The organism is Pseudonocardia autotrophica (assembly GCF_003945385.1).
Lineage (GTDB): Bacteria > Actinomycetota > Actinomycetes > Mycobacteriales > Pseudonocardiaceae > Pseudonocardia > Pseudonocardia autotrophica.
Genome location: NZ_AP018920.1, coordinates 6820093 through 6842965, shown reverse-complemented (window position 1 = coordinate 6842965; position 22873 = coordinate 6820093). Strand labels below are relative to the sequence as shown.

Here is a 22873-nt window from a genome sequence, read left to right as displayed (position 1 = left end):
CTCATGCCAGCCAGCACTCGGCGGGCCGCCGTCATCGGCGGCAACCGGATCCCGTTCGCCCGGGCCAACCGCGCGTACGCCGGCGCGTCCAATCTCGACATGCTCACCACGACCCTGGACGGCCTGGTGGCCCGGTTCGGGCTGGCGGGCGAGCGGCTCGGCGAGGTCGTGGCGGGGGCGGTGCTCAAGCACTCGCGAGACTTCAACCTGACCCGGGAGGCGGTCCTCGGCTCCCGGTTGAACCCGGCGACCGCCGCCTACGACGTGCAGCAGGCCTGCGGCACCGGCCTGGAGGCGACGATCGCGGTCGCCAACAAGATCGCCCTCGGGCAGATCGAGTCCGGTGTGGCGGGCGGCGTGGACACCGCGTCGGACGCCCCGATCGCGCTGAACGACGATCTGCGCCGGGTCCTGGTCAAGCTCAACGCGGCGCGCACGCCGCTCGACCGGCTCAAGCTGGTCGGGCAGCTGCGGCCGGGGCAGATCGTCCCGGAGATCCCGCAGAACTCCGAGCCGCGGACCGGACTGTCGATGGGCGAGCACGCCGCCCGCACCGCGCTGGAGTGGGGCATCGGCCGCACCGAGCAGGACGAGCTGACCGTGCGCAGCCACCGCAACCTGGCGGCCGCCTACGAGCGGGGGTTCTTCGACGATCTCCTCACCCCGTACCTGAAGCTGACCAGGGACGACAATCTGCGCGCCGACTCGTCGGTGGACAAGCTCGCGAAGCTGAAGCCGGTCTTCGGCAAGGGCCCGGACGCCACGATGACGGCGGGCAACTCGACCCCGCTGACCGACGGCGCCGCGCTGGTGCTGCTCGGTTCCGACGAGTGGGCCGCCGAGCACCGGCTGCCGGTGCTCGCGCACGTCGTGGACGCCGAGACCAGCGGGGTGGACTACGTGCACGGAGGCGGAGCTTGCGGAGCCGACCATCAGCACGGAGGCGGAGCTCGCGGAGCCGACCATCAGCACGGACCGGACGGCCTGCTCACCGCTCCGGTGTTCGCCGTCCCGCGATTGCTGGAGCGCAACGGCCTTTCCCTGCAGGACTTCGACCTGTACGAGATCCACGAGGCGTTCGCCTCGGTGGTGCTGGTGCAGCGCAAGGCCTGGGAGGACGCCCGGTTCTGCAAGGAGCGCCTCGGCCGCGACGCCCCCCTGGGCGCGATCGACGACGCGAAGCTCAACGTCGCGGGCTCATCGCTCGCCGCGGGGCACCCGTTCGCGGCGACCGGCGGGCGGATCGTCGCCACCCTGGCGAAGCTGCTGCGGGAGAGGGCCGACACCGAGGGCCGCGACCAGCGCGGCCTGATCTCGATCTGCGCCGCGGGCGGCCAGGGCGTCGTCGCGATCCTGGAGGCGAAGAAGTGAACGACGTGCTGGCGTCCCTGTCCAACACCGGTATCGCGAAGCAGCTGGGGGTGCCGAGGGTGCCCGTGCTGCGCCGGCACCGTCCGGGCGATCCGCTGCTCGCGGGCCCGGTCCTGGTGGCCTCGGCCGGCGGGGCCGGTGGCCGGTTCGCGAAGGCCGTCGCCGCGTTCGTCGAGGAGAACGGGCAGCCCGTCGTCGGCGCGGCCGGAGAAGAGCGGCTGCACGGCGTCGTCGTCGATCTGTCGGAAGCTCGCACACTGGCCGATCTCGCTGCGGCGCAGCAGCTCCTGACGCCCGCGGTGCGCAAACTGGGCCCGTCGGGCCGGCTGCTGCTGATCGGCGCCGAGCCCGCGGACGCGTTCGAGTCCGGTGGTGCCGAGGCGGCCGCGGTGGCCCAGGCGCTGGACGGGCTGGTGCGCTCGGTCGCCAAGGAGCTGCGCGCCGGGGCCACGGCGAACCTGGTGGTGGTCGCGGCGGGCGCCCCACCGGTGGCGATCGACTCCTCGGTGCGGTTCTTCCTCTCGGCGCGGTCCGCCTACGTCGACGGTCAGGTGGTGCACGTGGCCGCCCCGATCGGTGTGCTGCCGGAGCCCGCCGAGGTGGACGACCCGCTGGCCGAGGAGCGGCCGCTCGCCGGGCGGGTCGCCGTGGTCACCGGGGCCGCCCGCGGGATCGGCGCGTCGATCGCCGACACGCTGGCCCGGGACGGGGCGACGATCGTCGCGGTCGACGTCCCGGCCGCCGGGCAGCGGCTCGCGGACACGGCGAACCGCACCGGCGGCACCGCGCTGCAGCTCGACATCACCGCCGCGGACGCCGCCGACCGGCTGCTCACGCACCTGGCCGACCGGCACGGCGGCGTCGACCTGGTGGTGCACAACGCCGGCATCACCCGGGACAAGCTGCTGGCGAACATGACCGCCGACCGCTGGGACGCGGTGCTGGCGGTGAACCTGGGTGCCCAGCTGGCGATCAACGACGCGCTGCTGGCCGGCGGGTCGCCGCTGCGCGAGGCGGGCCGGGTGGTCTGTGTGTCGTCGCAGTCGGGGATCGCGGGCAACCGCGGGCAGACCAACTACGCCGCCTCCAAGGCGGGGGTGATCGGGATGGTGCGCGCGCTGGCCCCGCGGTTCGCCGAGCGCGGAGCCACGATCAACGCGGTCGCGCCGGGATTCATCGAGACCGACATGACGGCGACGATGCCGCTGGCCACCCGCGAGGGCGGCCGCCGGATCAACTCGCTGCGCCAGGGCGGGCTGCCGGTCGACGTCGCCGAGGCGATCGGCTGGTTCGGCCGCGCCGAGTCCGGCGGGCTCAACGGGCAGATCGTGCGGGTCTGCGGCCAGTCCATGCTGGGGGCCTGAGATGGCGGGCGACACCGACGTGACCGAGCTGTCCGGGCCGCCCGCGCTGGGCCCGCTCTACGCCGCCGCGGCGGTACGGACGGCGCTACCCGGTCGGGCGGCCACCCTTCCGGACCGTGCGCTGGTGCGCCGCGGGATCGAGGTTGACCCGGCGCACCTGGTCGACTACGCGCGGGTCTGCGGGTTCCGGGTCGGCGACACGCTGCCGATCACCTACCCACACATGCTGACCTTCCCCCTGCAGGTCGCGCTGATGGCCGAGCGGTCGTTCCCGCTGCCGTTGCCCGGCCTGGTGCACCTGGCCAACCGGATCACCGTGCACCGGCCGGTCGGGGTGTCCGAGACGCTCGACGTGCGGGTGCACGCCGAGCACCTCACCGCGCATCCGAAGGGCGCACGGGTCGACCTGGTCGGGGTGGCGTCAGCAGCTGGCACGGCGGTGTGGGAGAGCCGCTCGACCTACCTGTCCCGCGGGTCGCGGGCGCCGTCCGTGGAGCAGGGCCCGGCGGTCCCCGACCCGGAGGTGCCGACCGGCCCGGCCGCCGCGCTGTGGCGGGTCCCCGGTGACATCGGACGCCGCTACGCGGCCGTCTCCGGTGACGTGAACCCGATCCACCTGCACCCGCTCACCGCGAAGGCGATGGGCTTCCCGCGGGCGATCGCGCACGGTATGTGGACCGCGGCGCGGGTGGCCGCGGCACTCGAGGGCAGGTGGCCGGACACACCGACCTTCGACGTCACGTTCCGCAAGCCGCTGCTGCTCCCGTCGGCCGCGGAGCTGGTGACCGCTCGCGACGGGGACGCGTGGCGGTTCGCGGTCCGCGGCGCCGGCAAGCCGGAGCGGATCCACCTGGCCGGCCGGATCGGCGGGTAGTCACCCGGCCGGGGCATCTGTATCGGTCCATGAGCCGGTACAGCAACCAAAACCCGGTGACGTGCGTCCACCCCTGTGTCCACCATTCGTCATCCGACACTCATGAGGAGGCCATGATGAACACCGCCGAGAGCACCGCCACGCGGGCCGACGTCGAGGAGCACGAGGACGAGGCGCACATCGTCCGCGGGCTGGACTGATCCCGGTCCGCTCTGCCGGAGCGGTGCCACCCGGCCCGGCGGCACCGCACTACGGTGAGGTCATGCTGGTCGAGCGCATGCGCCCGTTCACCTCCACGATCTTCACCGAGATCTCCCGGCTCGCCGCGCGGACCGGGGCGATCAATCTCGGTCAGGGGTTCCCGGACACCGACGGGCCCGCGTCGCTGCTGGCCGGCGCCGCCGCGAACATCACCGAGCACGGTCTCAACCAGTACCCGCCCGGCCCCGGCGTACCGGCGCTGCGCGAGGCCGTCGCCGAACACCAGAGGCGCTTCTACGGACTCGACGTCGACCCGGACGACGTGCTGGTCACCACCGGCGCGACCGAGGCGATCGCGGCGACCCTGCTCGGGCTCTGCGGCCCCGGCGACGAGGTGATCGCGTTCGAGCCGAACTACGACTCGTACGCCGCGACCGTCGCGCTCTCCGGCGCCACCCTGCGCCCGGTCCCGCTGCGCGCCCCCGACTTCGACTTCGACGACGACGAGCTGGCCGCCGCGTTCTCCGACCGCACCAGGGTGGTGCTGGTCAACACCCCGCACAACCCGACCGGTGCGGTGTTCGGTGCCGATCGGCTGAGCCGGATCGGCGAGCTGGCCCGTGCGCACGACGCGGTGATCGTGACCGACGAGGTCTACGAGCACATGACCTTCGACGACGCCCGGCACGTCCCGATGGCGACGCTGCCCGGGCTCGCCGACCGGACGCTGACGATCTCCTCGGCCGGCAAGACCTTCTCGGTGACCGGCTGGAAGGTCGGCTGGGTGCACGGCCCGCCCGAGCTCGTCGGCGCGGCCCGCGCGGTGAAGCAGTTCCTCACCTTCCACGGCGGGGCCCCGCTGCAGCCCGCGGTGGCGGACGCGCTCGCACTCGGCGACGACTTCTACGCCGGGATCACCGCCGACCTGACCCGCAAGCGCGACCTGCTCTCGGCCGGGCTGCGCGCCGCCGGCTTCGACGTGCTCACCCCGCGCGGCACGTACTTCGTGGTCGCCGACCCGCGCCCGCTCGGCCACGACGACGGCGTCGAGCTGGCCTGGCAGCTGCCCGAGCGCTGCGGGGTGGCCGCGGTGCCGGTGTCGGTGTTCTGCGCGTCCGAGGCGGGCGTCGCGGCGACCCGGCCGCTGATCCGGTTCGCCTTCTGCAAGCGCGACGAGGTGCTCACCGAGGCGGCCGAACGGCTCGCCACCCTGCGGACCTGACCCGATCACCCTTTCGGCCTAGGATCCGCCTCATGACGGATCAGCGGCCCGCGCAGCCGGGACGTCCGGTCGTCGGGCTCCCGGTGCGCGCGCTGCTCGCGCTCGTGGTCGTCGCGGCGAATCTCGGTGGCGCCGCCGTGGTGCTGGTGATCGCGTCGTTCGTGCTGCCCCGCGAGGAGCTGCTGGACGCGGTCGAGATCCGGCTGGTGAATCTCGTCGTGCTGTCGGGATACCTGCTGGTCACGATCCCGATCGGGATCTGGTTCGGCCGCCGGAAGCTGACCCTGCCGCGGCGCGCGAGGGATCTCGACCAGGCCGAACGCCGGCTGGTGCTGCGTGGCCCGTCCCGGATCACCTGGATGATCGCGTTCCTGTGGCTGCTGGCCGCGGTGCTGTTCTGCCTGCTGAACCTGCGCTACTCGGGGCGGCTGGCGTTCTCGGTGACCGCGACCGTCGCGATCGGCGGGGTCACCACCTGCGCGCTGTGCTACCTGCTGGTCGAGCGGATGCTGCGGCGGTCGGCGGCCCGGGTGCTGTCCGGGCGTCCGCCGCAGCGACGGCGCCTGGTGACCGGGGTGATGCTGCGCTCGGTCGGTTTCTGGGCGCTGGGCACCGCCGTCCCGCTGTGCGGGGTGATGCTGGCCGGGCTGATCGCGCTGGTCTACGGGGACTCCTCGCCGACCCAGCTGGCGGTGACGATGCTGGTGCTGGGCGGCACCGCGATCGGTACCGGACTGCTGACCGCGGTCGGCGCGGCCCGGGCGATCGCCGATCCGGTGCTGACCGTGCGGCGGGCGCTGGCCCGGGTGCAGGACGGCGATCTCGACGTCCGGGTCCCGGTCTACGACAACACCGAGCTGGGCCAGCTGCAGGCCGGGACGAACGGCATGGTCGAGGGCCTGCGTGAGCGCGAGCGGATCCGGGACCTGTTCGGCAGGCACGTCGGCCGGGACGTCGCGGAGGCCGCCGCGGCCGATGGCGACGGGATCCGGCTGGGGGGTGAGCTGCGGCCGGTGGCGGTCCTGTTCGTCGATCTCGTCGGGTCGACGACGATGGCGGCCCGGCGGCCCCCCGAAGAGGTCGTCGCGCTGCTCAACCGGTTCTTCGGCGTCGTCGTCGAGTGTGTCGAGCAGGCCGGTGGCTGGATCAACAAGTTCGAGGGCGACGCCGCGCTGGCGGTCTTCGGTGCCCCGACCGACCTGGACGACGCCCCCGGCGCTGCGCTGTCCGCCGCCCGCCGCCTGGGCCGGCGGCTGGCCGCCGAGATGCCGGAGATCGAGGCCGGGATCGGCGTCTCCGCCGGCGACGCCGTCGCCGGCAACATCGGCGATCCGCGTCGCTACGAGTACACCGTGATCGGCGACCCGGTGAACGAGGCGGCCCGGCTCACCGAGCTCGCCAAGTCGGTCCCCGGCCGGGTCGTCGCGGCCGCCCGCGCCGTCGACGCGGCCGGCCGCGAGGCCCGGCACTGGCGGGCCGGAACCGAGGTCACGCTGCGCGGGCGGGACGCCCCCACCCCGGTCCACACACCCGTCGAGGAGCAGGTGCTCACAGGGAGATGATCAGCATCGTCGCGCCGAACACGATGCCGGACGCGATCAGCGTGACCGTCGTGTAGCCGAGGATGTCGCGGATCTTCAGCCCGGCGATGGCCAGCAGCGGCAGCGCGAAGAACGGCTGGATCATGTTCGTCCACTGGTCGCCGTAGGCGATCGCCATCAGCGCGATCGCCGGATCGACGCCGATCTGGTTCGCCGCGTCGATCATGACCGGGCCCTGGACGGCCACCTGACCGCCGCCGGACGGGATGGCGAGGTTCACCAGGCCCGCGGACAGGAACGCGAGCAGGCCGAAGGTCACCGGCGTCGAGATGTTGACGAACCAGGCCGAGATGATCTCGACCAGGCCACTGGCCGTCATGATCCCGAGGATGCCCGCGTAGAGCGGGAACTGGAGCAGGATCTCGCCGACGTTCGCCGCGGCGTTACGGGTCAGCGTGATCATCTCCGACGGGTTCGCCACCAGCAGCAGGATCAGGCAGAGGAACGTCCAGTTGACGATGTCGATGGTCAGGCTGCCGCCGGTCGCGTAGTGGTGCACGAGATAGGCCACCAGCAGCAGCCCGAGCAGCGCGGTGAGGACGCGGCTGCCGTCCACCCGGTCGGCCGGGGTGCGCTCGTCGTCGGCCGGGCGGGGTGAGGCGACCGGCTCCTCGGTGCTGAACTCCCGGATCTTCTCGCCGGGCCGGGGCGCGACCAGGTAGAGCGCGCCGGCGACGGCCAGCACGGTCGCCACGATCGCGATCAGGTTCCAGGTGGAGTAGGTCGTCTCGCTGACCGGGATCGGCGCGCCGAGCTGCTCGGCGATGAAGGAGCCCTCGGTGGCGGCGAGCAGCGGGCCCGATCCCGAGTAACCCATGTGCCAGACGACGAAGCCGGAGAACCCCGCCGCCACCAGCATCGGGAAGTGCAGTGCCAGGCCCCGCTCGCGGCCCTGCGCGGCGACCTCGCGGGCGATCAGCGCCGCCACCACGAGACCGAGGCCCCAGGTGATCAGCGAGGCGATCGCGGCGACCAGGAAGACGAACAGGTAGGCCTGCATCGTCGTGCGCGGCACGGAGCCGAGCGCCCGCAGCAGCTTCTGCACCGGGCGGGTGTGCGCGAGCATGTGCCCGAGCAGCAGGATCAGCGCCATCTGGGTGATGAAGTCGAGCAGGCCGGAGAGGCCGTCGCCCCAGCTCGCGACGACGTCGACCGGGCCGGAGTCGGTGAGCGCCACCGCCATCAGGCCGACCACGAAGGTCAGGACGATCGCGAAGACCAGCGCCGACGGGATGTACCGCTCGACGACGGCGTTCACCGGGCGCATCGCGCGGGAGAGCGGGGTTCCGGTCGGGACGCTCGTGTCGGATCGGGCCATGCCGTGCACCACTCCCATCTGGATCAATAAGATTGACGAACGGAACATACGGGGCGAATGCCGTGATCGCCACGGTGTGATCCGGAGCGATCCGGAGCGATCCGGCAGGTGACGGTCGGCCACGGGCTGGGGCAGGATCGTCGTATGAGCAGCGCCGCCTCGGAGTTCAGCGAGCAGACCACCGCCGCGATCGCCCGTGCCCGCCGGCACTCGGTGGGGGATCTCCTGCACCGCACCGCGGCGCGCTACCCGGACCGGCTCGCCGTCGTAGACTCCGACACCCGCTGGACCTTCGCCGAGTTCGACGCGGCGGTGAACCGCTGCGCGGCCGCGCTCACCGACCGCGGGCTGGTCAAGGGCGACCGGCTGGCCCTGCTGTCGCACAACTGCCGTCAGTTCGGGGTGCTCGCCTTCGCGACCGCCCGGCTCGGCGTCGTCCTGGTGCCGGTGAACTTCATGCTCGGGCCGGAGGAGATCGCCTACATCCTCGACCACTCCCGGGCCGCCGCGTTCGTCGTCGAGGACGCGCTCGCCGAGACCGCGGAGAAAGCGCTCGGGCACTCGTCCGCCCCGGTGCGGGTGCGCGGCCGGATCGGGCTGTCCGGCGTTTCCGCCGGCGGCGACTGGGCCGACGTCGCGGAGTGGATCGACGGTGCCGGTAACCCGGGGGAGCCGGACGTGCACGTCGGCGACGACGACCCGCTCCGGCTGATGTACACCTCCGGCACCGAGTCCCGGCCCAAGGGTGTGATGCTGTCGTCGCGCTCGCTGATCACCCAGTACCTGTCCTGCATCGTCGACGGCGGGATGACCGACGACGACGTCGAGCTGCACTCGCTGCCGATGTACCACTGCGCACAGCTGGACTGTTTCTTCTCGGTCGACGTCTACCTCGGTGCGACCAGCATCATCGTGCCCGCACCGGACCCGGCGACCCTGCTGGCCACCATCGCCAGGGAGAAGGTCACCAAGCTGTTCTGCCCGCCGACGGTGTGGATCTCGCTGCTGCGCCACCCGGACTTCGACTCGACCGACCTGTCCAGCCTGCGCAAGGGCTACTACGGCGCGGCCGCGATGCCGGTCGAGGTGCTGCACGAGCTGTCCCGGCGGCTGCCGGACGTGCGCCTCTGGAACTTCTACGGGCAGACCGAGATGTCCCCGCTGGCGACGATCCTGCGGCCCGATGAGCAGCTGGAGCGGGCCGGCTCGGCCGGCCGGGCGTCGCTGAACGTCGAGACCCGGGTGGTCGACGACGCCGGCGTGGAGCTGCCGCCGGGGGAGGTCGGCGAGATCGTGCACCGCTCCCCGCACGCGGCGCTGGGCTACTACGACGACGAGGAGAAGACCGCAGCGGCGTTCGCCGGCGGCTGGTTCCACTCCGGCGATCTCGGCGTGATGACCCCGGACGGCTACCTGTCGGTGGTCGACCGCAAGAAGGACATGATCAAGACCGGTGGCGAGAACGTGGCGTCCCGCGAGGTGGAGGAGGCCCTCTACCTGCTCGACGGCGTCGCCGAGGTCGCCGTGTTCGGGGTCGTGCACCCGCACTGGATCGAGGCGGTCACCGCGGTCGTCGTGCCGAAGCAGGGCGTGACGCTCACCGAGGAGCAGGTGCACGCGCACGCCAGGGAACGGCTCGCCGGGTACAAGCGGCCCAAGTACGTGGTGTTCACCGACGCGCTCCCGAAGAACCCGAGCGGCAAGATCCTCAAGCGGGCGCTGCGCGACGCGCACGCCGACATCGCGGCCGAGCGGGGATGAGCCTCAGACGGTGAACTCGGCCTCGACGGTGGCCTGCACCGTCACGTCGTCGGGCCGCAGCAGCTCGCCCAGGCCGTCGCCGGAGCTCTCCGGCGCGGCGGCGAAGGACAGGCCGACGGCGCGGGCAGACGGTGCCGGATGCGAGCCGAGCAGCCCGACGTCGGCGACCTGGCGGGGCCGTACCGGGCCGAGATCGAGTGCGTCGGCGTAGTCCTGGGCGCGCTCGCGGGCCTGGCGCAGGGCCTCCTGGCGGACCGCCCGCTCCAGCTCGCGCCGGTGCTCGGCGGCCAGGTCCCAGCCGATCCCCTGTACCGTGACGCCCTCGATCGCGCCGAGCGAGGACAGCCAGCCGCCGAGCCGGGTGACGTCGTCGAACTCCACCGAGATCGACACCGATGCGTGGTACACGGCGGGGCGGGGCCTGCCCTTGTGCGACGGCTGCTGCACCGAGGTGCGGACCTGGCCGACGACGTAGCGGCGGACCGGGCCCGCGTCCGGGTCGTGCCAGCCGCGCACGTCGGCCAGTGCGGCCGTGGCGTCGGCCTCGACCCGGGCCCGCACCGGCCCCGGCTCGGCGCCCTGGGCGAGCACCACCAGGTTCGCGGTGCCCCGCTCGGCGGGTACCTCGCGCTCGAACTCGCCGCGCACCCTGATCACGACCTCGCCCGCCGGTGCCTCTGCCATGAGCGCGAGGGTAGTGGCCGTCGGTCCCACCGGAACCGCCGGTGGTCGACGCCGCGCCCAGCTGCTCAGGGTGTGGACGTCGCCGTTCTGCGGGACCTGCCGGCCTGGGCCGAACGCGACGGCGGGCCCGCCCGGTCGACCGCGGCCGGCAGCGGACCCCACCGCTCCTCGATGTGCCGGGCGCGGTCCGGTTCCGTCCGTCTCCGGCCGGGCACCGGGGGCCGCGGATGAAATGGCGGGCGTGGTTCGTCCATTCCGGACCCTGGTATTCGAACATATGTTCGTCTATGATGGACGCATGACCACGGTCATCGACGCCCCCGCCGCACCCGACCCGCCTGCCGGCCCTGTTCGGCCTGCCGTCTCTGATCCGCCGGCTGCCGCCGATCTGTTGGCAGTGCCGGACCTGTCGGCGGTGCCGGACCTGTACGCCGTGCGGGCTCGGTTCGAGCAGTTGGCGGCGGTGGTCGACGAGGTGTCGCCGTCACCGGTGCTGGTGGATCGGATGATCGCGCTGGTCGCCGTGCGCAACAGTGTGGAGGCGGCGCTGGTGGCCACCGAGCTGGCCTTCGCCCGTCGCCGCGCCGCCGACAGTGCCGCAGTGATCGACCCGGAGCGGCTCGAGCGCAGCATCGGCGCCGAGATCGGGCTGGCCAACCGGGCCTCGCCGACGGTCGGGCGCAACCGGATGCGCACCGCCCGGGATCTGCACGACGGTCTGGGGCATGTGCGCGGCCTGTTCGCGGCGGGGGAGCTCGACGGGTACCGGGTGTCGATCGTGGTCGGCGCGACCGCGCATCTCGATGCCGGGGAGCGGGCGGAGGTCGACCGGCGGCTGGCCGGGCACGACATCGCCCGGCTCGGGCCGGCGCGGTTGCGCAGCCTGGTCGCCGCGCTCGCCGCTGAGGTGGCGCCGGAGAAGTTCCGGCAGCGCTGCCTGGCCGCGCGGACGGGGCGGCGGGTCACCCTGCGGCAGGCCCCGGACGGGATGGTCGACCTGCGGGCGCACCTGCCGGTGGAGCAGGGGGTGGCCTGCTATGCGGCGCTGCGCCGGGCGTTCGACGCGGTCCAGGTCGATCCCGAGCCGCTGACCCGCAGCCGCGGGCAGGTCATGGCCGACACGTTCGTGGAGCGGGTGACCGGGCGGGTCACCGCCGAGCACGTCGACGTGCAGGTGCAGGTCGTCGTGCCGCTGGAGGCGTTGCTCGACGAGGGCAGCCCGTTGCCCGCCGAGGTCCCGGGGTTCGGGCCGATCCCGGTCGGGTTCCTGGCCCGGGCGCGCGGGCGCAGGCTGTTGCGGCGGCTGTTGACGGTGCGGGGCACGGTGATCGGTGGTGACTCCCGGGCGCGGTGTTTCCCGGCCGGGCTGGCGGATCTGATCCGGGCCCGGGACCGGCACCGGTGCACCGCTCCCTACTGCGACGCTCCGGCCCGGCACATCGATCACGTGGTGCGGGCCGCCGACGGTGGCCCGACCGGTTTCGACAACGGTCGCGCGGTCTGCGAGCTGCACAACCAGCTGCGTGAGCAGCCCGGGTGGTGGGTCGAGCCGACCGCCGAGGGCACCTGCACCACCACCCCGACCGGGCACTCCTACCTGCACCGGACGGAACCGCTGCACTCGTCAGGCCACTCGCGGCGCGACCACCCCGACACGCGGCCCGCTCAGCCCGGTGAGCCCGGCCGGCCGTCCCGCGGCGACGAGCAGTAGCTCCGGGTCGGGCCCGCGCAGCTCCGCGCCGTCTCCGAGGGTCCACCCGGAATCGGCCGACACCACCCGCGCGCCCCGCAGCGACCACCTCGGGCGGCGACTCGTGCACCCGGCCGAGCGGGCGGACGTCGGCCCGCGGGTGCTCGGCGGACAGGGCGAGAGCCTGGGGCCCGGGTAGTGGTCGTCAGGTGCGCGACGACGTCCCGCACAGTCCAGCCCGAACACAGCGAGCCGGTGATCCACTCGTCGTCGGTGAGCGAGTCGACGAGATCGGCGACCGCCACGCGCTCGGCGGACACCGCGCGGTCGATCGCCGCGCGGGGCACGGTCGGTGTTGTCATGCCGGGAGCGACCGGCCGGTCCCCGGGAAGTCATCGGCCCGGCAGGTCCGGCCGCACGGTTCAGGGCAGGAGCACGATCTTGCCGGTGGCGTGCCCGAACTCGACGGCGGCCAGCGCCTCGCCCGCCTCGTCCAGCGGGCGGGTCTGCTGCACCAGCGGATCGAGGTCGCCCGCGGCGACCAGCCGGGCCAGCTCGGTGAGCACCGCGGGGCTGCGGTCGCGTTCCACGGCCCGGCCGCCGAGCTCGGCGACGGTCGCCTTGTCGGCGACCGAGTACAGCGCCGCGGCCGGGACCAGCGGCGCGACGGTGCGCAGCGCGTCCCCGCCGACCAGGTCCAGCGCGCCGTCGATCCCGGCGGGTGCGGCGGCCCGGAGCCGGTCCAGCACCCCGTCGCCGTAGGCGACCGGGGTCGCGCCGAGCCGGGTCAACAGATCGTGCTTGCCGGGGCTCGCCGTCCCGACGACGTGCAGCCCCTGCAACCGGGCCAGCTGGATCAGCGGGAGCCCGACGCCCCCGCCCGCCCCGTTCACCAGCAGCGTCGCGCCCGGCTCCAGTGCCAGGCCGCGCAACGTGTCGAGCGCGGTCCCGGCGGCGACCGGCAGCACAGCGGCCTGCTCGGCGGAGACCCCGTCCGGCCGGTGCGCCGAGAACGACGCGATGGTGCGGGCGCGCGGCGCCCAGCCGCCCAGCATGCCGGGGCAGCCGCCGAACACCTCGTCCCCGACGGCGAACCCGCTGACGCCCTCGCCGAGCGCCAGCACGGTGCCCGCGACCTCCCGGCCGAGCACCGCGGGGCCCGGCACGCCGTAGGCACCGTTGCGGACCCGCCAGTCGCCGGGATTCACCCCGGCGGCGCGGACCCGCACCAGCAGCTCGTCCGGTCCGGGGACCGGCTCCTCGACCTCCAGGAAGGTCTCCTGCTCCGGTCCACCGGCCCGTCCGAACCCGTACGCGCGCATGGTCGCGGACCCTAGTGCCCCGTCGCCCGGCCGAGCTTCTCCCACAGGAACGCGTACGCCAGCGCCGCCATCCGCGCCGCCTGTGCGTTGTCCGCGGCGCCGCCGTGCCCGCCCTCGATGTTCTCGTAGTAGGTGACGTCGTGGCCGGCCGCCTCCAGCGCCGCGGCGAACTTGCGGGCGTGCCCGGGATGCACCCGGTCGTCCCGGGTCGAGGTCAGCAGGATGACCGGCGGGTAGCCGGCGTCGGCGTCGATCAGGTGGTAGGGCGAGAACGTCCGGATGAAGTCCCAGTCGTCGGTGTCCGGGTCGCCGTACTCGGCCATCCAGGACGCCCCGGCGAGCAGGTGGCTGTAGCGCTTCATGTCCAGCAGCGGGACCTGGATGACGACCGCGCCGAACAGCTCCGGGTAGCGGACCAGCATGTTCCCGGCCAGCAGGCCACCGTTGCTGCCGCCCTGCACGGCGAGCCGGGACGGCGCGGTGATCCGCCGCTCGACCAGGTCGCGGGCCACCGCCGCCATGTCCTCGTAGGCGCGGGGCCGGTTCTCCCGCAGCGCCGCCCGGTGCCAGCGCGGGCCGTACTCACCGCCGCCGCGGATGTTCGCGACCGCGTACACCCCGCCGCGGGTGAGCCAGGAACGGCCGGTCCCGCCCGAGTAGCCGGGGGTCAGCGCGATCTCGAAGCCGCCGTAGCCGTAGAGCAGGGTCGGTGCGGTTCCGTCGAACGCCAGGTCGGCGGGCCGGACCAGGAAGTACGGCACCCGGGTGCCGTCGTCGCTGGTGACGAAGTGCTGCTCGATCACGTGCCCGGAGGAGTCGAAGAAGGCCGGTGCGCTCTTGAGCGTCTCCGGCGGGCTGCCCACGGTCGCGATCGCCAGCGACGCCGGGGTGAGGTAGTCGGTGACGGTGAGCCACACGTCGTCGTTCTCGTCGCTGTCCACCGCGGACACACCGACGCTGCCGAACTCGGGTGCGCCGGGGAACTCCGCGCGGGCCCAGCCCTGCTCACCGGGGGTGAGCACGGACAGCCGGTTGACGACGTTCTCCAGCACGTTGAGCACCAGATGGTGCCGGGTCCAGGTGTACCCGGCCAGCGACGACTCGTCGGTCGGTGCGAACAGCACCTCCCAGGACGGGGTACCGGCCACGACGTCGTCGAACCGGGCGGCGAGCAGCGACCCGGCACGGAACCCCGCCCAGTCCTCGCGCAGCTCCAGCAGCAGCCACTCGCGTTCGACGTCGGCGATCGCCGAGTCCGGGACGTCGATCTTCCGCAGCTCGCCGTCGTCGCCGAGCAGGTACAGCTCGTCGGAGTAGAACTCCAGCGCCCGCCGCACGAAGGTCCGCTCGAACCCGGGGGTGTGGTCGCGGTACGCCGACACACTCAGATCGCCGGGCTCGCCGGAGTAGACGAGCTCGGCCTCGGCGAGCGGGGTGCCGCGGGTCCAGCGCCGCACGGTGCGTGGGTAACCGGACTCGGTGGTCGTGCCCTCGCCGAGATCGGTCGCCACCAGCAGGGTGTCCCGGTCCAGCCAGGACGCGCCGCCCTTCGCCTCGGGCCGCACGAATCCGCCGGGCACCCAGTCCCGGGTGACCATGTCGAACTCGCGGGTCACGTCGGCGTCCGCACCGCCCCGGGAGAGATCGATCAGTACCCGGTCCAGGTCGGGGCGCAGGAACCGGGCGCCGTGCCACACCCAGTTCTCGCCCTCGGCCGCGTTGAGCGCGTCGACGTCGAGCAGGATCTCCCACTCCGGGGAATCCGTGCGGTACTGCTCGGGGGTGGTCCGCCGCCACAGGCCGCGCGGGTTCCGCTCGTCGGTCCAGAAGTTGTAGAAGTAGCCGCCGCGGTGCCCGACGAACGGGATGCGGGCGGGGGCGTCGAGGACCTCCCGGATGCCGGACTCCAGCTCGGTGAACAGCGGTGCCGCGGTCAGCCGCTGCTCGGTGCGGGCGTTGCGCCCGGTCACCCACGCGAGTGCCTCGTCGCCGGTGACGTCCTCGAGCCAGGCGTGCGGGTCGTTCGTCATGCTCCGATCATGACTCAGATCCGGTAGTGCGCGTCGCGGGCGTCGGTCACCAGCATGTGGCCGGGCTCGTGGGTGATCGCCAGCGGCAGCCGGGACTCCAGCACGGCGGCCTGCGGGGTCACCCCGCACGCCCAGAACACCGGGACGTCGTCGCCGGTCATCCGCACCGGATCGCCGTGGTCGGGCCGGTCCAGATCGTCGATCCCGAGCGCCGCCGGGTCGCCGACGTGCACCGGGGAGCCGTGCACGTCCGGGTAGCGGGCGGTCACCGACACCGCGGTGTCCACCAGCGCGGCGGGCACCGGCCGCATGGAGACCACCAGCGGCCCGGACATCCGCCCGGCGGAGCGGCAGCGCCGGGTGGTGCGGTACATCGGCACCGTGCTGCCCTGCTCCAGGTGCCGCACCGGGACGCCCTCGGTGAGCAGCGCGTTCTCGAAGGTGAAGCTGCAGCCGATCAGGAAGGCGACCAGATCGTCGCGCCAGTGCTCCCGCACGTCGGCGGGCCGCTCGACGAGCTCGCCGTCGGCGTACACCCGATAGCCGGGCAGGTCGGTGCGGATGTCGCCGTCGAACAGGGCACCGGCGAGCTCGCCGGGCTCCAGCACGTCGAGCACCGGGCAGGGCTTCGGGTTGCGCTGGGCGAACAGCAGCACGTCCCAGGCGTACTCGCGGGGGACGGCGATCAGGTTCACCTGGGTCCAGCCCGCGCACCAGCCCGAGGTGCCGGCGACCAGACCGCCCCGGAACCGTTCGCGGGCCTGGGCCGGGGTGAGCTCGGCGGTGACGGTCATCGGACGAACGCCCCGATCGTGATCCCGGCGCCGGTGAGCGCGTCGCGGACCCGCTGCGCCATCGCGACCGCGCCGGGCGAGTCGCCGTGCACGCAGGCCGACTCGGCGCGCACCGCGACGTCGGTGCCGTCGACCGCGCGGACCACGCCGTCGGTGAGCATCCGGACGAGCCGGTCGGCGGCGGCACCGGCGTCGTCGAGCAGGGCGCCGGGCTCACGGCGCGGCACCAGCGCGCCGTCGGCGGTGTAACCGCGGTCGACGAAGAACTCGGCCACCGGCCGCAGCCCGGCCTTCTCAGCCTCGGCCAGCAGCTCCGAGCCGGGCAGCCCGAGCACCGGCAGCGCCGGGTCGTAGGCGCGGACCGCGTCGACGACCGCGCGGGCCTGCGCGGTGTGCGTGCGGGTCGCGTTGTAGAGCGCACCGTGCGGTTTGACGTACCGGACCCGGGTGCCCGCGACCCGGCAGAGCCCGTCCAGCGCGCCGATCTGGTAGATGACGTCGTCGGTCAGCGCGGCGGGCTCGATGTCGAGGAACCGGCGGCCGAAGCCGCGCAGGTCCGGATAGGACACCTGGGCGCCGACGGTGAGGCCGGCGCCGGCGGCGCCTGCGGTCGTCGTCCGCAGTGTGGACGGATCGCCGGCGTGGAACCCGCAGGCGACGTTCGCCGAGCTGACCAGGCCGAGCATGGCGTCGTCGTCGCCGAGGACCCACTGGCCGAAGGACTCGCCGAGATCGGCGTTGAGATCGATCCGCGTGTTCACAGCTTCCCCAGGCTCTCGGCGACGAACTGGTACCCGACGAACAGTGTGACCAGCCAGCCGAGGAAACCCGCCCCCAGCAGCCAGCGCGGGTAGCGATAGCCGCCGAGCAGGTCGCGCCGCCGCCAGGCCACCCACAGCAGGATGGTGAACCCGATCGGCAGGATCAGCCCGTTGAAGGCGCCGGCGAAGATCAGCAGGGTGACCGGCGCGGCCCCGGCGACCAGGAAGACCACCGTGCTGATCACGATGAACCCCACGGTCAGCAGCTTGGTGGTGCGCTCCGGGGTGCTCCGCGAGGTCAGGAAGGACACCGAGGTGTAGGCGGCGCCGATCACCGAGGTGATCGCGGCGGCCCAGAGGATCACGCCGAACAGCCGCAGACCCACCTCACCGGCCGCGGCGGCGAAGGCGGCCGCCGCCGGGTTGTCGCTGGCGGTCAGGTCCACCCCGGTGGTGACGACGCCGAGCACCGCGAGGAACAGCAGCACCCGCATGACGCCGGTGATCAGGATCCCCTGCACCGAGCTGATCGCGACCCGCCCGGCGTTCTCCGGGCCGGACAGGCCGGAGTCGAGCATCCGGTGCGCACCCGCGTAGGTGATGTAGCCACCGACGGTGCCGCCGATCAGGGTGGTGATCGCCAGCCAGCTGATCTCGTCCGGGAGCACGGTCTGCCGCAGCGCGTCGCCGACCGGCGGGCCGGACACGATCGCGACGTAGGCGGTCAGACCGATCATCAGCACGCCGAGCAGGACGACGATCCGGTCCAGCGCCATCCCGGCCCAGCGGACCGTGAAGATGCCGATCGCGAGCAGCGCGGACAGCGCACCGCCGATCGCCGGCTCCAGGCCGAGCATCGCGTTCAGGCCGAGACCGGCGCCCGCGACGTTGCCGATGTTGAACACCAGCCCACCCACCACGACGAGCGCGGTCAGCAGCCAGCCGGCGCCCGGCGCGACCCTGTTGGCCAGCTCGTGGGCACGCAGCCCGGAGACGCCGACGACCCGCCAGACGTTCATCTGGATCGCGATGTCGACCAGGATCGACACCAGGATCGCGAACGCGAACGCGGCGCCGAGCTGGGCGGTGAAGGTCGTGGTCTGGGTGATGAACCCGGGGCCGATCGCGCTGGTGGCCATCAGGAACATCGCCCCGAACAGGGCCGTCCTGGTCGCGGTTCGTGTCGGCCTGGCGGTGTCGTCGCTCATCGCTGCCTCCCGGGGTAGCGGTCGTCGAGCGCTGCAGGTCGGAAGAGTGTGGCGGATTGTTCTACGATCCTGCAATCCCAGAGAAGGGCATTCCTCGTTAGGATCCGGTTTCGTGAGCGACGTGAACACTTCCGTGCAGGACGCGCTGGCCTCGCTGTCGGCGTCCCGCACGATCGCGGTGCCCGCGTCCGAGCGGGTCTCCGACCGGATCCGGGTCGAGGTCGCCGAGGCGCGGCTGCGGGTCGGCGCCCGGCTGCCGGAACAGGCGCTGTGCGAGGCGCTCCAGGTGTCCCGCAACACCATCCGCGAGGCGCTGTCCCAGCTGGTCGCCGAGCGGGTACTGGTCCGGATCCCGAACCGCGGCGTCTTCGTCGCCAGGCCGGAGATCGACGACGTCCGCGACGTCTACTCCGCCCGCCTGGTGATCGAGCCGGGCGCGGTCAGGTACGGCCCGCTGGCGGACGACCCGGTGGCGCTGTCCGCGGTCCGCGCCGCCTACCAGCGTGGCCGCGCGGCCGCCGCGACCGGTGACTGGACCGGGGTCGCCGACGCGAACCAGCACTTCCACCGCGATGTCGTCGCGCTGGGCGGAAGCCCGCGGCTGGAACGGGAGATGGGACGCCTGCTGGCCGAGATGCGGCTGGTCTTCCAGCGGATGCCCCAGGTGCGCGAGTTCCACGAGCCCTACCTGGCGCGCAACGGTGCGATCGCCGAGCTGCTCGACGCGGGCCGGACCGAGGAGGCCGCCGACGAGCTGGCCCGCTACCTGGCCACCGCACGGGACCAGCTACTGGCGGCGTACGCCCTGCTGTGACCGGTGCAGGTCACCGGCGCGCAGCAGCATCGCCGCCCGGTGCCCGACCCGCAGCCGCTCCAGCGGCCGGACGCCGGCTGGCACCGGCACCGTGCGGCCCCGGTCCACGGCGACCAGGACCGCGCGTGCATCCAGCACCGACGCCACCGCGGTGAGGAACGCAGCGGTGCCGGGCGGGTCCCCGTCCGCCCCCGGCGTTGTCGTTGGCGTTGGCGTGGCCCATGTGGTCTGCCGGCCGTGTGGCAGGTCCGCGAGCACCACGTCCGGTTCCAGGTCGCCCAGCATCGCCCGGGTCCGGTCCCGGTCCAGCGCGTCCGCCACCCCGACCGACCAGGCAGGACGCCCGGCCGGGACCAGCGACCGCGCGCACCCGGCGGCCTCGGCGTAGGCCGGCTTGCGGTGCCGGGCGGACAGCGCGTCCAGCTCCTGCGCCCTGGCGGACAGGCCCCCGGTGCGGAGCAGCCCCAGGTTGCGCCGGGCCAGGTCCAGCGGCCCGGGATCGACGTCGGTGCCCACCAGCGCGGTGATGCCCGGGGCGAGCAGGCCGAGCACGGTCAGGGTGACACCGGCCCCGCAGCACGGGTCCCACACGGTGCCCCCGGGGCCGTCCAGGTGCGACCGGGCCCGGCCGAGCAGCTCGACGGTCAGCCGGACCGGCAGCGTCGGGCGCCCGGGCGCGGAGACCAGCACCGCGTCGAGCGCGGCGTGGTTGGCGGGCCCGGCATGCCTGTACTGCACGGGATCAGTGTGCCCCGATCACCGCCGGCGCAGGATCAGCACCATGCCGCCGACCAGGGTCACCACCACGAGCAGCACGGCCAGGATCCGGCCGCCACTGCCCGCGGACCCGGCCAGATAGCTGAGCGGGGCGGCGAGCACCAGCGCCAGGATCAGCGTCCACGCGACGATCTGCCGGGTCCCGGGCCGGGCCGGCCCGGGAGTGTTCTGGGCGTTCTCATGATCCTGCACGTCCGGTTCGTACCCGTTATCCGGTGTTCTTCATGCCTGCTGCGATCCCGTTCACGGTGAGCAGCAGCGCACGCTCCAGGTCCGGATCGGGCTCGTCGCCCGCCGCGCGGCGCTGCGCGAGCAGCTCGACCTGCAGGTGGTGCAGCGGCTCGAGGTAGGCGCCCCGGACCGACAGCGTGTTGCGCAGCACCGGATGCCGGGCCAGCAGCTGTGACTCCCCGGTCACCGCGAGCAGCTCCCGGCAGGTCAGCTCGTGCTCCTCCTTGATCTGCGCGAACAGGCCCTGCCGGGCCGGGTCGACCAGGGTGGAGACGTAGTTCGAGGCGATCCGCAGGTCGGTCTTGGCCAGTGTCATCTCGACGTTGCCGATCAGGTTCCGGAAGAACGCCCACTCGCGCATCCCGGCCAGGTCCTCGGCGTACCCGGCCTCGCGGGCGGCGCGCAGTCCGCTGCCCAGGCCGTACCAGCCGGGGACGACCATCCGGGTCTGTGTCCAGCCGAACACCCACGGGATGGCCCGCAGGTCGTCCAGCGTGGGGGTGCCCTGCCCCGGGCGCTTCGACGGCCGGGACCCGACGTTGAGCCGGCCCAGCTCCTCGACCGGGGTGGCCGTGGTGAAGAACTCGGGCAGGCCCTCGTCGCCGACCAGCCTGCGGTAGGTCTCGGTGGCGGCGGTGGACACGCAGTCCATCACCTCGTCCCAGCGGGCGAGCGTGTCGGCGGGCCACCGGGACGCCTGGTGCAGCAGCGACGCGTCCAGCATGGACGCCAGCAGGATCTCCAGGTTGTCGTGCGCGAGGCTGGGCAGTGAGTACTTGTCGGAGATGACCTCGCCCTGCTCGGTGAGCTTCATCGTGGCGTCCACCGAGCCGAACGGCGCCGAGGCGATCGCCTCACCGGCCGGGCCGCCGCCCCGGCCGACCGATCCGCCCCGGCCGTGGAACAGCCGCAGCCGCACACCGTGCTCCGCGGCCACGTCGCGCAGCTGGCGCTGGGCGCGGTGGATCTGCCACTGGGACGCGGTGATCCCGGCTCCCTTGTTGGAGTCGGAGTAGCCCAGCATGATCTCCTGCAGGTCGCCGCGGTTGGCGACCTGGCGGCGGTAGCCGGGATCGGAGAGCAGGCCCTCGAGCAGCTCACCGGCCCGCGACAGCTCCTCGACGGTCTCGAACAGCGGCACCAGATCCAGCGACGAGCGCGGATCGTCGCCGACCTCGACCATGTACGCCTCGCGGGCGAGCACGGCCACGGCGAGCAGGTCGTCGACGTCCTGGGTCATCGACACGATGTAGGTGCGCACCACGTCGTCGCCGAACTCGTGCTGCAGGGCGTGCACCGTGTCGAACAGGTCGAGCACCCCGGCGGCCGCCTCGGGGACGCCGTAGTGCCGCCGGAACAGCGGGCGCTTGCTGCGCAGCTCGCGCGAGAGCAGCTCGCGGCGCTCGTCGCGGGTCAGCTCGGCGTAGGGCCGGTCCAGCTCGCCGAGCTCGTCGAAGATCGCGCCGAGCGCGGCGTGGTGCTTCTGCGCGTGCTCGCGGACGTCGAGCTCCACCAGGTGCAGGCCCAGTGCCCTGGCCGAGCGGATCGCCCTGGCCAGGGTGCCGTCGGCGATCCGGGCGCCGTGGTGCCCGCGCAGCGACCGGTCGACGACCAGCAGATCGTCCAGGTAGCCGGCCGCGCCGAGGTAGTCGATCCCGGGCTCGTGCGCCGAGCCGGTCGCGATCCGGTGGCGGGTGTTCTCCAGCCGGGCCGCCACGTAGGAGAGCTTGAGCCGGTACGGCTCGTGTGCGTTGAGCCGGATGAACCGGTCGTGCACCCGGGGCAGGAGGCGTCGGTCCCGGGCCAGCGAGCCGCGCAGCTCCTCGGCCACCCCCATCACCCGGGTGGAGACCGACAGCTCCTGGATCAGCTGCTCGACCTGCTCGGCGTGGATCCGCAGGGCCCGGTCGGCGTTGAGCTCGAGCACCTCCCGGGTGACGGCCGGGGTGACGTTCGGGTTGCCGTCGCGGTCGCCGCCGACCCAGGACCCGAGCACCAGCGGACGCGCGTCGGCGGGGATCTCCAGGCCGGCGTCGGCGGCCTCGTGCGAGAACTCGTCGAGCAGGTCGGGGACGGTGCGCTCGCCGAGCCGGGCGGCGAACCAGGCGATGTTGCGCGCCTCGTCGATCACCATCGGCTTGCCGGGCCGGATGTCATCGGTCTGCCACAGCAGGTCGACCAGCGCGGCCAGCTCGTGATCGCCCGCGCCGCGGTCCAGCGCGTCCACCACCCGCCGCAGGATCCCCAGCACCGACTGCCGGGTGGACTCGGTGGGGTGCGCGGTGAACACGGGGCGCAGCTGGGCGCGGGCCAGCACGTCGGCGACCTCGTCCGGATCGGCCTCGGCGGCGAGCCGGCGCAGCACGGTGCGCAGCGGCCGCTGGTCCGGCGGCCGCAGCTCGCGCAGCTCGCGCGACCGGTGCAGCTGCTCGGCCACGTTGGCCAGCTGGAAGTACTGGGAGAACGCCCGGGCGAGCAGCACCGCGGTGCCGGTGTCGATGCCGTCGAGCAGCGCCGCCACGGTGTCCGGCCCGGTGGCCCCGCGGGCGCCGTGGCGCACCTTCTCGACGAGCTCCAGGACCTCGGGCCCGGCCTCGTCGGACAGGGTCCGGCCGAGCATCGTGGACAGCCGCCGGATGTCGGCGCGCAGCGCCCGGTGCTCCGACTCGCTGACCACGCCGGAGTGGGCGGCCAGCGAGTCGGGGGCGGGGCCGGTGCTCGCCGGGTCGTCGGTGCCGGGCACGGTCCGGGTCACGTGGTGCTCCGTTCTCCGCGGATGCCGCGGGTGGTGGGCGGAGGATCACCGGCATCGTGCCCCGGCCGTGGCCGGGCCTGCCATTGCGACACCCG

At 73.4% G+C, this 22873-nt stretch carries 19 protein-coding genes; 8 read left to right on the top strand and 11 right to left on the bottom strand.

Annotated features, from left to right (window positions below; genetic code table 11):
- Positions 1-3 precede the first annotated feature (3 nt).
- The 5 genes from Pdca_RS31825 (at position 4) to Pdca_RS31805 (ending at position 6594) form a co-directional block, all read left to right on the top strand.
- Positions 4-1371 carry an acetyl-CoA C-acetyltransferase gene (locus tag Pdca_RS31825; protein ID WP_085913324.1) on the top strand — a complete coding sequence of 456 codons (1368 nt, stop codon included), beginning with the start codon at positions 4-6 and terminating at the stop codon, positions 1369-1371.
- A complete protein-coding gene (locus tag Pdca_RS31820; RefSeq protein ID WP_085913323.1) occupies positions 1368-2735 on the top strand; it encodes a 3-oxoacyl-ACP reductase in 1368 nt (455 codons plus the stop codon). Before Pdca_RS31825 ends, Pdca_RS31820 begins: the two co-directional genes overlap by 4 nt.
- A gap of 1 nt (position 2736) precedes the next feature.
- Complete coding sequence (locus tag Pdca_RS31815; RefSeq protein WP_085913322.1) at positions 2737-3609, top strand: MaoC family dehydratase; 873 nt, start codon at positions 2737-2739, stop codon at positions 3607-3609.
- A gap of 262 nt (positions 3610-3871) precedes the next feature.
- On the top strand, positions 3872-5032 hold the full coding sequence (locus tag Pdca_RS31810; RefSeq protein WP_085913405.1) for a pyridoxal phosphate-dependent aminotransferase: 1161 nt from the start codon (positions 3872-3874) through the stop codon (positions 5030-5032).
- 32 nt (positions 5033-5064) lie between these two features.
- Positions 5065-6594, top strand: coding sequence for an adenylate/guanylate cyclase domain-containing protein (locus Pdca_RS31805; RefSeq protein WP_085913321.1), 1530 nt, complete (start codon positions 5065-5067; stop codon positions 6592-6594).
- On the opposite strand, the gene Pdca_RS31800 is transcribed toward Pdca_RS31805, so the two are convergent.
- Positions 6581-7951, bottom strand: coding sequence for a short-chain fatty acid transporter (locus Pdca_RS31800; RefSeq protein WP_197719862.1), 1371 nt, complete (start codon positions 7949-7951; stop codon positions 6581-6583). The genes Pdca_RS31805 and Pdca_RS31800 overlap by 14 nt on opposite strands.
- Positions 7952-8095: 144 nt before the next feature.
- Between Pdca_RS31800 and Pdca_RS31795 the strand changes: the two genes are divergently transcribed.
- Positions 8096-9712 carry an acyl-CoA synthetase gene (locus Pdca_RS31795; RefSeq protein ID WP_085913320.1) on the top strand — a complete coding sequence of 539 codons (1617 nt, stop codon included), beginning with the start codon at positions 8096-8098 and terminating at the stop codon, positions 9710-9712.
- 3 nt (positions 9713-9715) lie between these two features.
- On the opposite strand, the gene Pdca_RS31790 is transcribed toward Pdca_RS31795, so the two are convergent.
- Complete coding sequence (locus tag Pdca_RS31790; protein WP_085913319.1) at positions 9716-10396, bottom strand: SIMPL domain-containing protein; 681 nt, start codon at positions 10394-10396, stop codon at positions 9716-9718.
- A gap of 298 nt (positions 10397-10694) precedes the next feature.
- Here Pdca_RS31790 and Pdca_RS31785 point away from each other — a divergent pair, with 298 nt between their 5' ends.
- A complete protein-coding gene (locus Pdca_RS31785) occupies positions 10695-12107 on the top strand; it encodes an HNH endonuclease (RefSeq protein ID WP_125911633.1) in 1413 nt (470 codons plus the stop codon).
- Here Pdca_RS31785 and Pdca_RS31780 read toward each other — a convergent pair.
- Genes Pdca_RS31780 through Pdca_RS31755 form a run of 6 tightly spaced genes read right to left on the bottom strand, consistent with a single transcriptional unit; the run spans position 12062 to position 18201 of the window.
- Complete coding sequence (locus Pdca_RS31780) at positions 12062-12448, bottom strand: maleylpyruvate isomerase family mycothiol-dependent enzyme (protein WP_232021310.1); 387 nt, start codon at positions 12446-12448, stop codon at positions 12062-12064. The two genes, Pdca_RS31785 and Pdca_RS31780, sit on opposite strands and share 46 nt — an antisense overlap.
- Before the next feature lie 60 nt (positions 12449-12508).
- The gene (locus tag Pdca_RS31775; protein WP_085913317.1) at positions 12509-13408 is read right to left on the bottom strand and encodes an NADP-dependent oxidoreductase; all 900 of its coding nucleotides are present in this window, start codon (positions 13406-13408) and stop codon (positions 12509-12511) included.
- Between the two features lie 11 nt (positions 13409-13419).
- Positions 13420-15438: a prolyl oligopeptidase family serine peptidase gene (locus Pdca_RS31770; protein ID WP_085913316.1), complete on the bottom strand. Its 2019-nt coding sequence runs from the start codon at positions 15436-15438 to the stop codon at positions 13420-13422.
- 14 nt (positions 15439-15452) lie between these two features.
- Complete coding sequence (locus Pdca_RS31765) at positions 15453-16232, bottom strand: putative hydro-lyase (protein WP_085913315.1); 780 nt, start codon at positions 16230-16232, stop codon at positions 15453-15455.
- A complete protein-coding gene (locus tag Pdca_RS31760; protein ID WP_197719861.1) occupies positions 16229-16993 on the bottom strand; it encodes a LamB/YcsF family protein in 765 nt (254 codons plus the stop codon). Before Pdca_RS31760 ends, Pdca_RS31765 begins: the two co-directional genes overlap by 4 nt.
- Positions 16990-18201 (bottom strand): NRAMP family divalent metal transporter, encoded by a 1212-nt coding sequence (locus tag Pdca_RS31755; RefSeq protein ID WP_085913314.1) that lies wholly within the window; start codon positions 18199-18201, stop codon positions 16990-16992. The genes Pdca_RS31760 and Pdca_RS31755 overlap by 4 nt, the downstream gene beginning before the upstream one ends.
- Before the next feature lie 112 nt (positions 18202-18313).
- On the opposite strand from Pdca_RS31755, the gene Pdca_RS31750 reads away from it, so the two are divergent.
- On the top strand, positions 18314-19015 hold the full coding sequence (locus tag Pdca_RS31750) for a GntR family transcriptional regulator (protein WP_232021309.1): 702 nt from the start codon (positions 18314-18316) through the stop codon (positions 19013-19015).
- Here the strand turns inward: Pdca_RS31750 and Pdca_RS31745 are convergent.
- From Pdca_RS31745 to ppc, 3 genes are read right to left on the bottom strand one after another with little or no spacing between them, the layout of a single operon-like run.
- Positions 18989-19753, bottom strand: coding sequence for a hypothetical protein (locus Pdca_RS31745; protein ID WP_085913313.1), 765 nt, complete (start codon positions 19751-19753; stop codon positions 18989-18991). The genes Pdca_RS31750 and Pdca_RS31745 overlap by 27 nt on opposite strands.
- Positions 19754-19771: 18 nt before the next feature.
- A complete protein-coding gene (locus tag Pdca_RS31740; RefSeq protein ID WP_085913312.1) occupies positions 19772-19984 on the bottom strand; it encodes a hypothetical protein in 213 nt (70 codons plus the stop codon).
- Positions 19985-20000: 16 nt separating this feature from the next.
- The gene (gene ppc, locus Pdca_RS31735; protein ID WP_166665876.1) at positions 20001-22778 is read right to left on the bottom strand and encodes a phosphoenolpyruvate carboxylase; all 2778 of its coding nucleotides are present in this window, start codon (positions 22776-22778) and stop codon (positions 20001-20003) included.
- Positions 22779-22873 lie beyond the last annotated feature (95 nt).

What these genes read in the sequence shown, in the direction of transcription:
- Pdca_RS31765 (WP_085913315.1), bottom strand. Translation starts at nt 16,232, where the DNA reads ATGACCGTCACCGCCGAGCTCACCCCGGCCCAGGCCCGCGAACGGTTC.
- Pdca_RS31815 (WP_085913322.1), top strand. Translation starts at nt 2,737, where the DNA reads ATGGCGGGCGACACCGACGTGACCGAGCTGTCCGGGCCGCCCGCGCTG.
- Pdca_RS31775 (WP_085913317.1), bottom strand. Translation starts at nt 13,408, where the DNA reads ATGCGCGCGTACGGGTTCGGACGGGCCGGTGGACCGGAGCAGGAGACC.
- Pdca_RS31780 (WP_232021310.1), bottom strand. Translation starts at nt 12,448, where the DNA reads ATGACAACACCGACCGTGCCCCGCGCGGCGATCGACCGCGCGGTGTCC.
- Pdca_RS31810 (WP_085913405.1), top strand. Translation starts at nt 3,872, where the DNA reads ATGCTGGTCGAGCGCATGCGCCCGTTCACCTCCACGATCTTCACCGAG.
- Pdca_RS31795 (WP_085913320.1), top strand. Translation starts at nt 8,096, where the DNA reads ATGAGCAGCGCCGCCTCGGAGTTCAGCGAGCAGACCACCGCCGCGATC.
- Pdca_RS31825 (WP_085913324.1), top strand. Translation starts at nt 4, where the DNA reads ATGCCAGCCAGCACTCGGCGGGCCGCCGTCATCGGCGGCAACCGGATC.
- Pdca_RS31800 (WP_197719862.1), bottom strand. Translation starts at nt 7,951, where the DNA reads ATGGCCCGATCCGACACGAGCGTCCCGACCGGAACCCCGCTCTCCCGC.
- Pdca_RS31755 (WP_085913314.1), bottom strand. Translation starts at nt 18,201, where the DNA reads ATGAGCGACGACACCGCCAGGCCGACACGAACCGCGACCAGGACGGCC.
- Pdca_RS31805 (WP_085913321.1), top strand. Translation starts at nt 5,065, where the DNA reads ATGACGGATCAGCGGCCCGCGCAGCCGGGACGTCCGGTCGTCGGGCTC.
- Pdca_RS31785 (WP_125911633.1), top strand. Translation starts at nt 10,695, where the DNA reads ATGACCACGGTCATCGACGCCCCCGCCGCACCCGACCCGCCTGCCGGC.
- Pdca_RS31790 (WP_085913319.1), bottom strand. Translation starts at nt 10,396, where the DNA reads ATGGCAGAGGCACCGGCGGGCGAGGTCGTGATCAGGGTGCGCGGCGAG.
- Pdca_RS31770 (WP_085913316.1), bottom strand. Translation starts at nt 15,438, where the DNA reads ATGACGAACGACCCGCACGCCTGGCTCGAGGACGTCACCGGCGACGAG.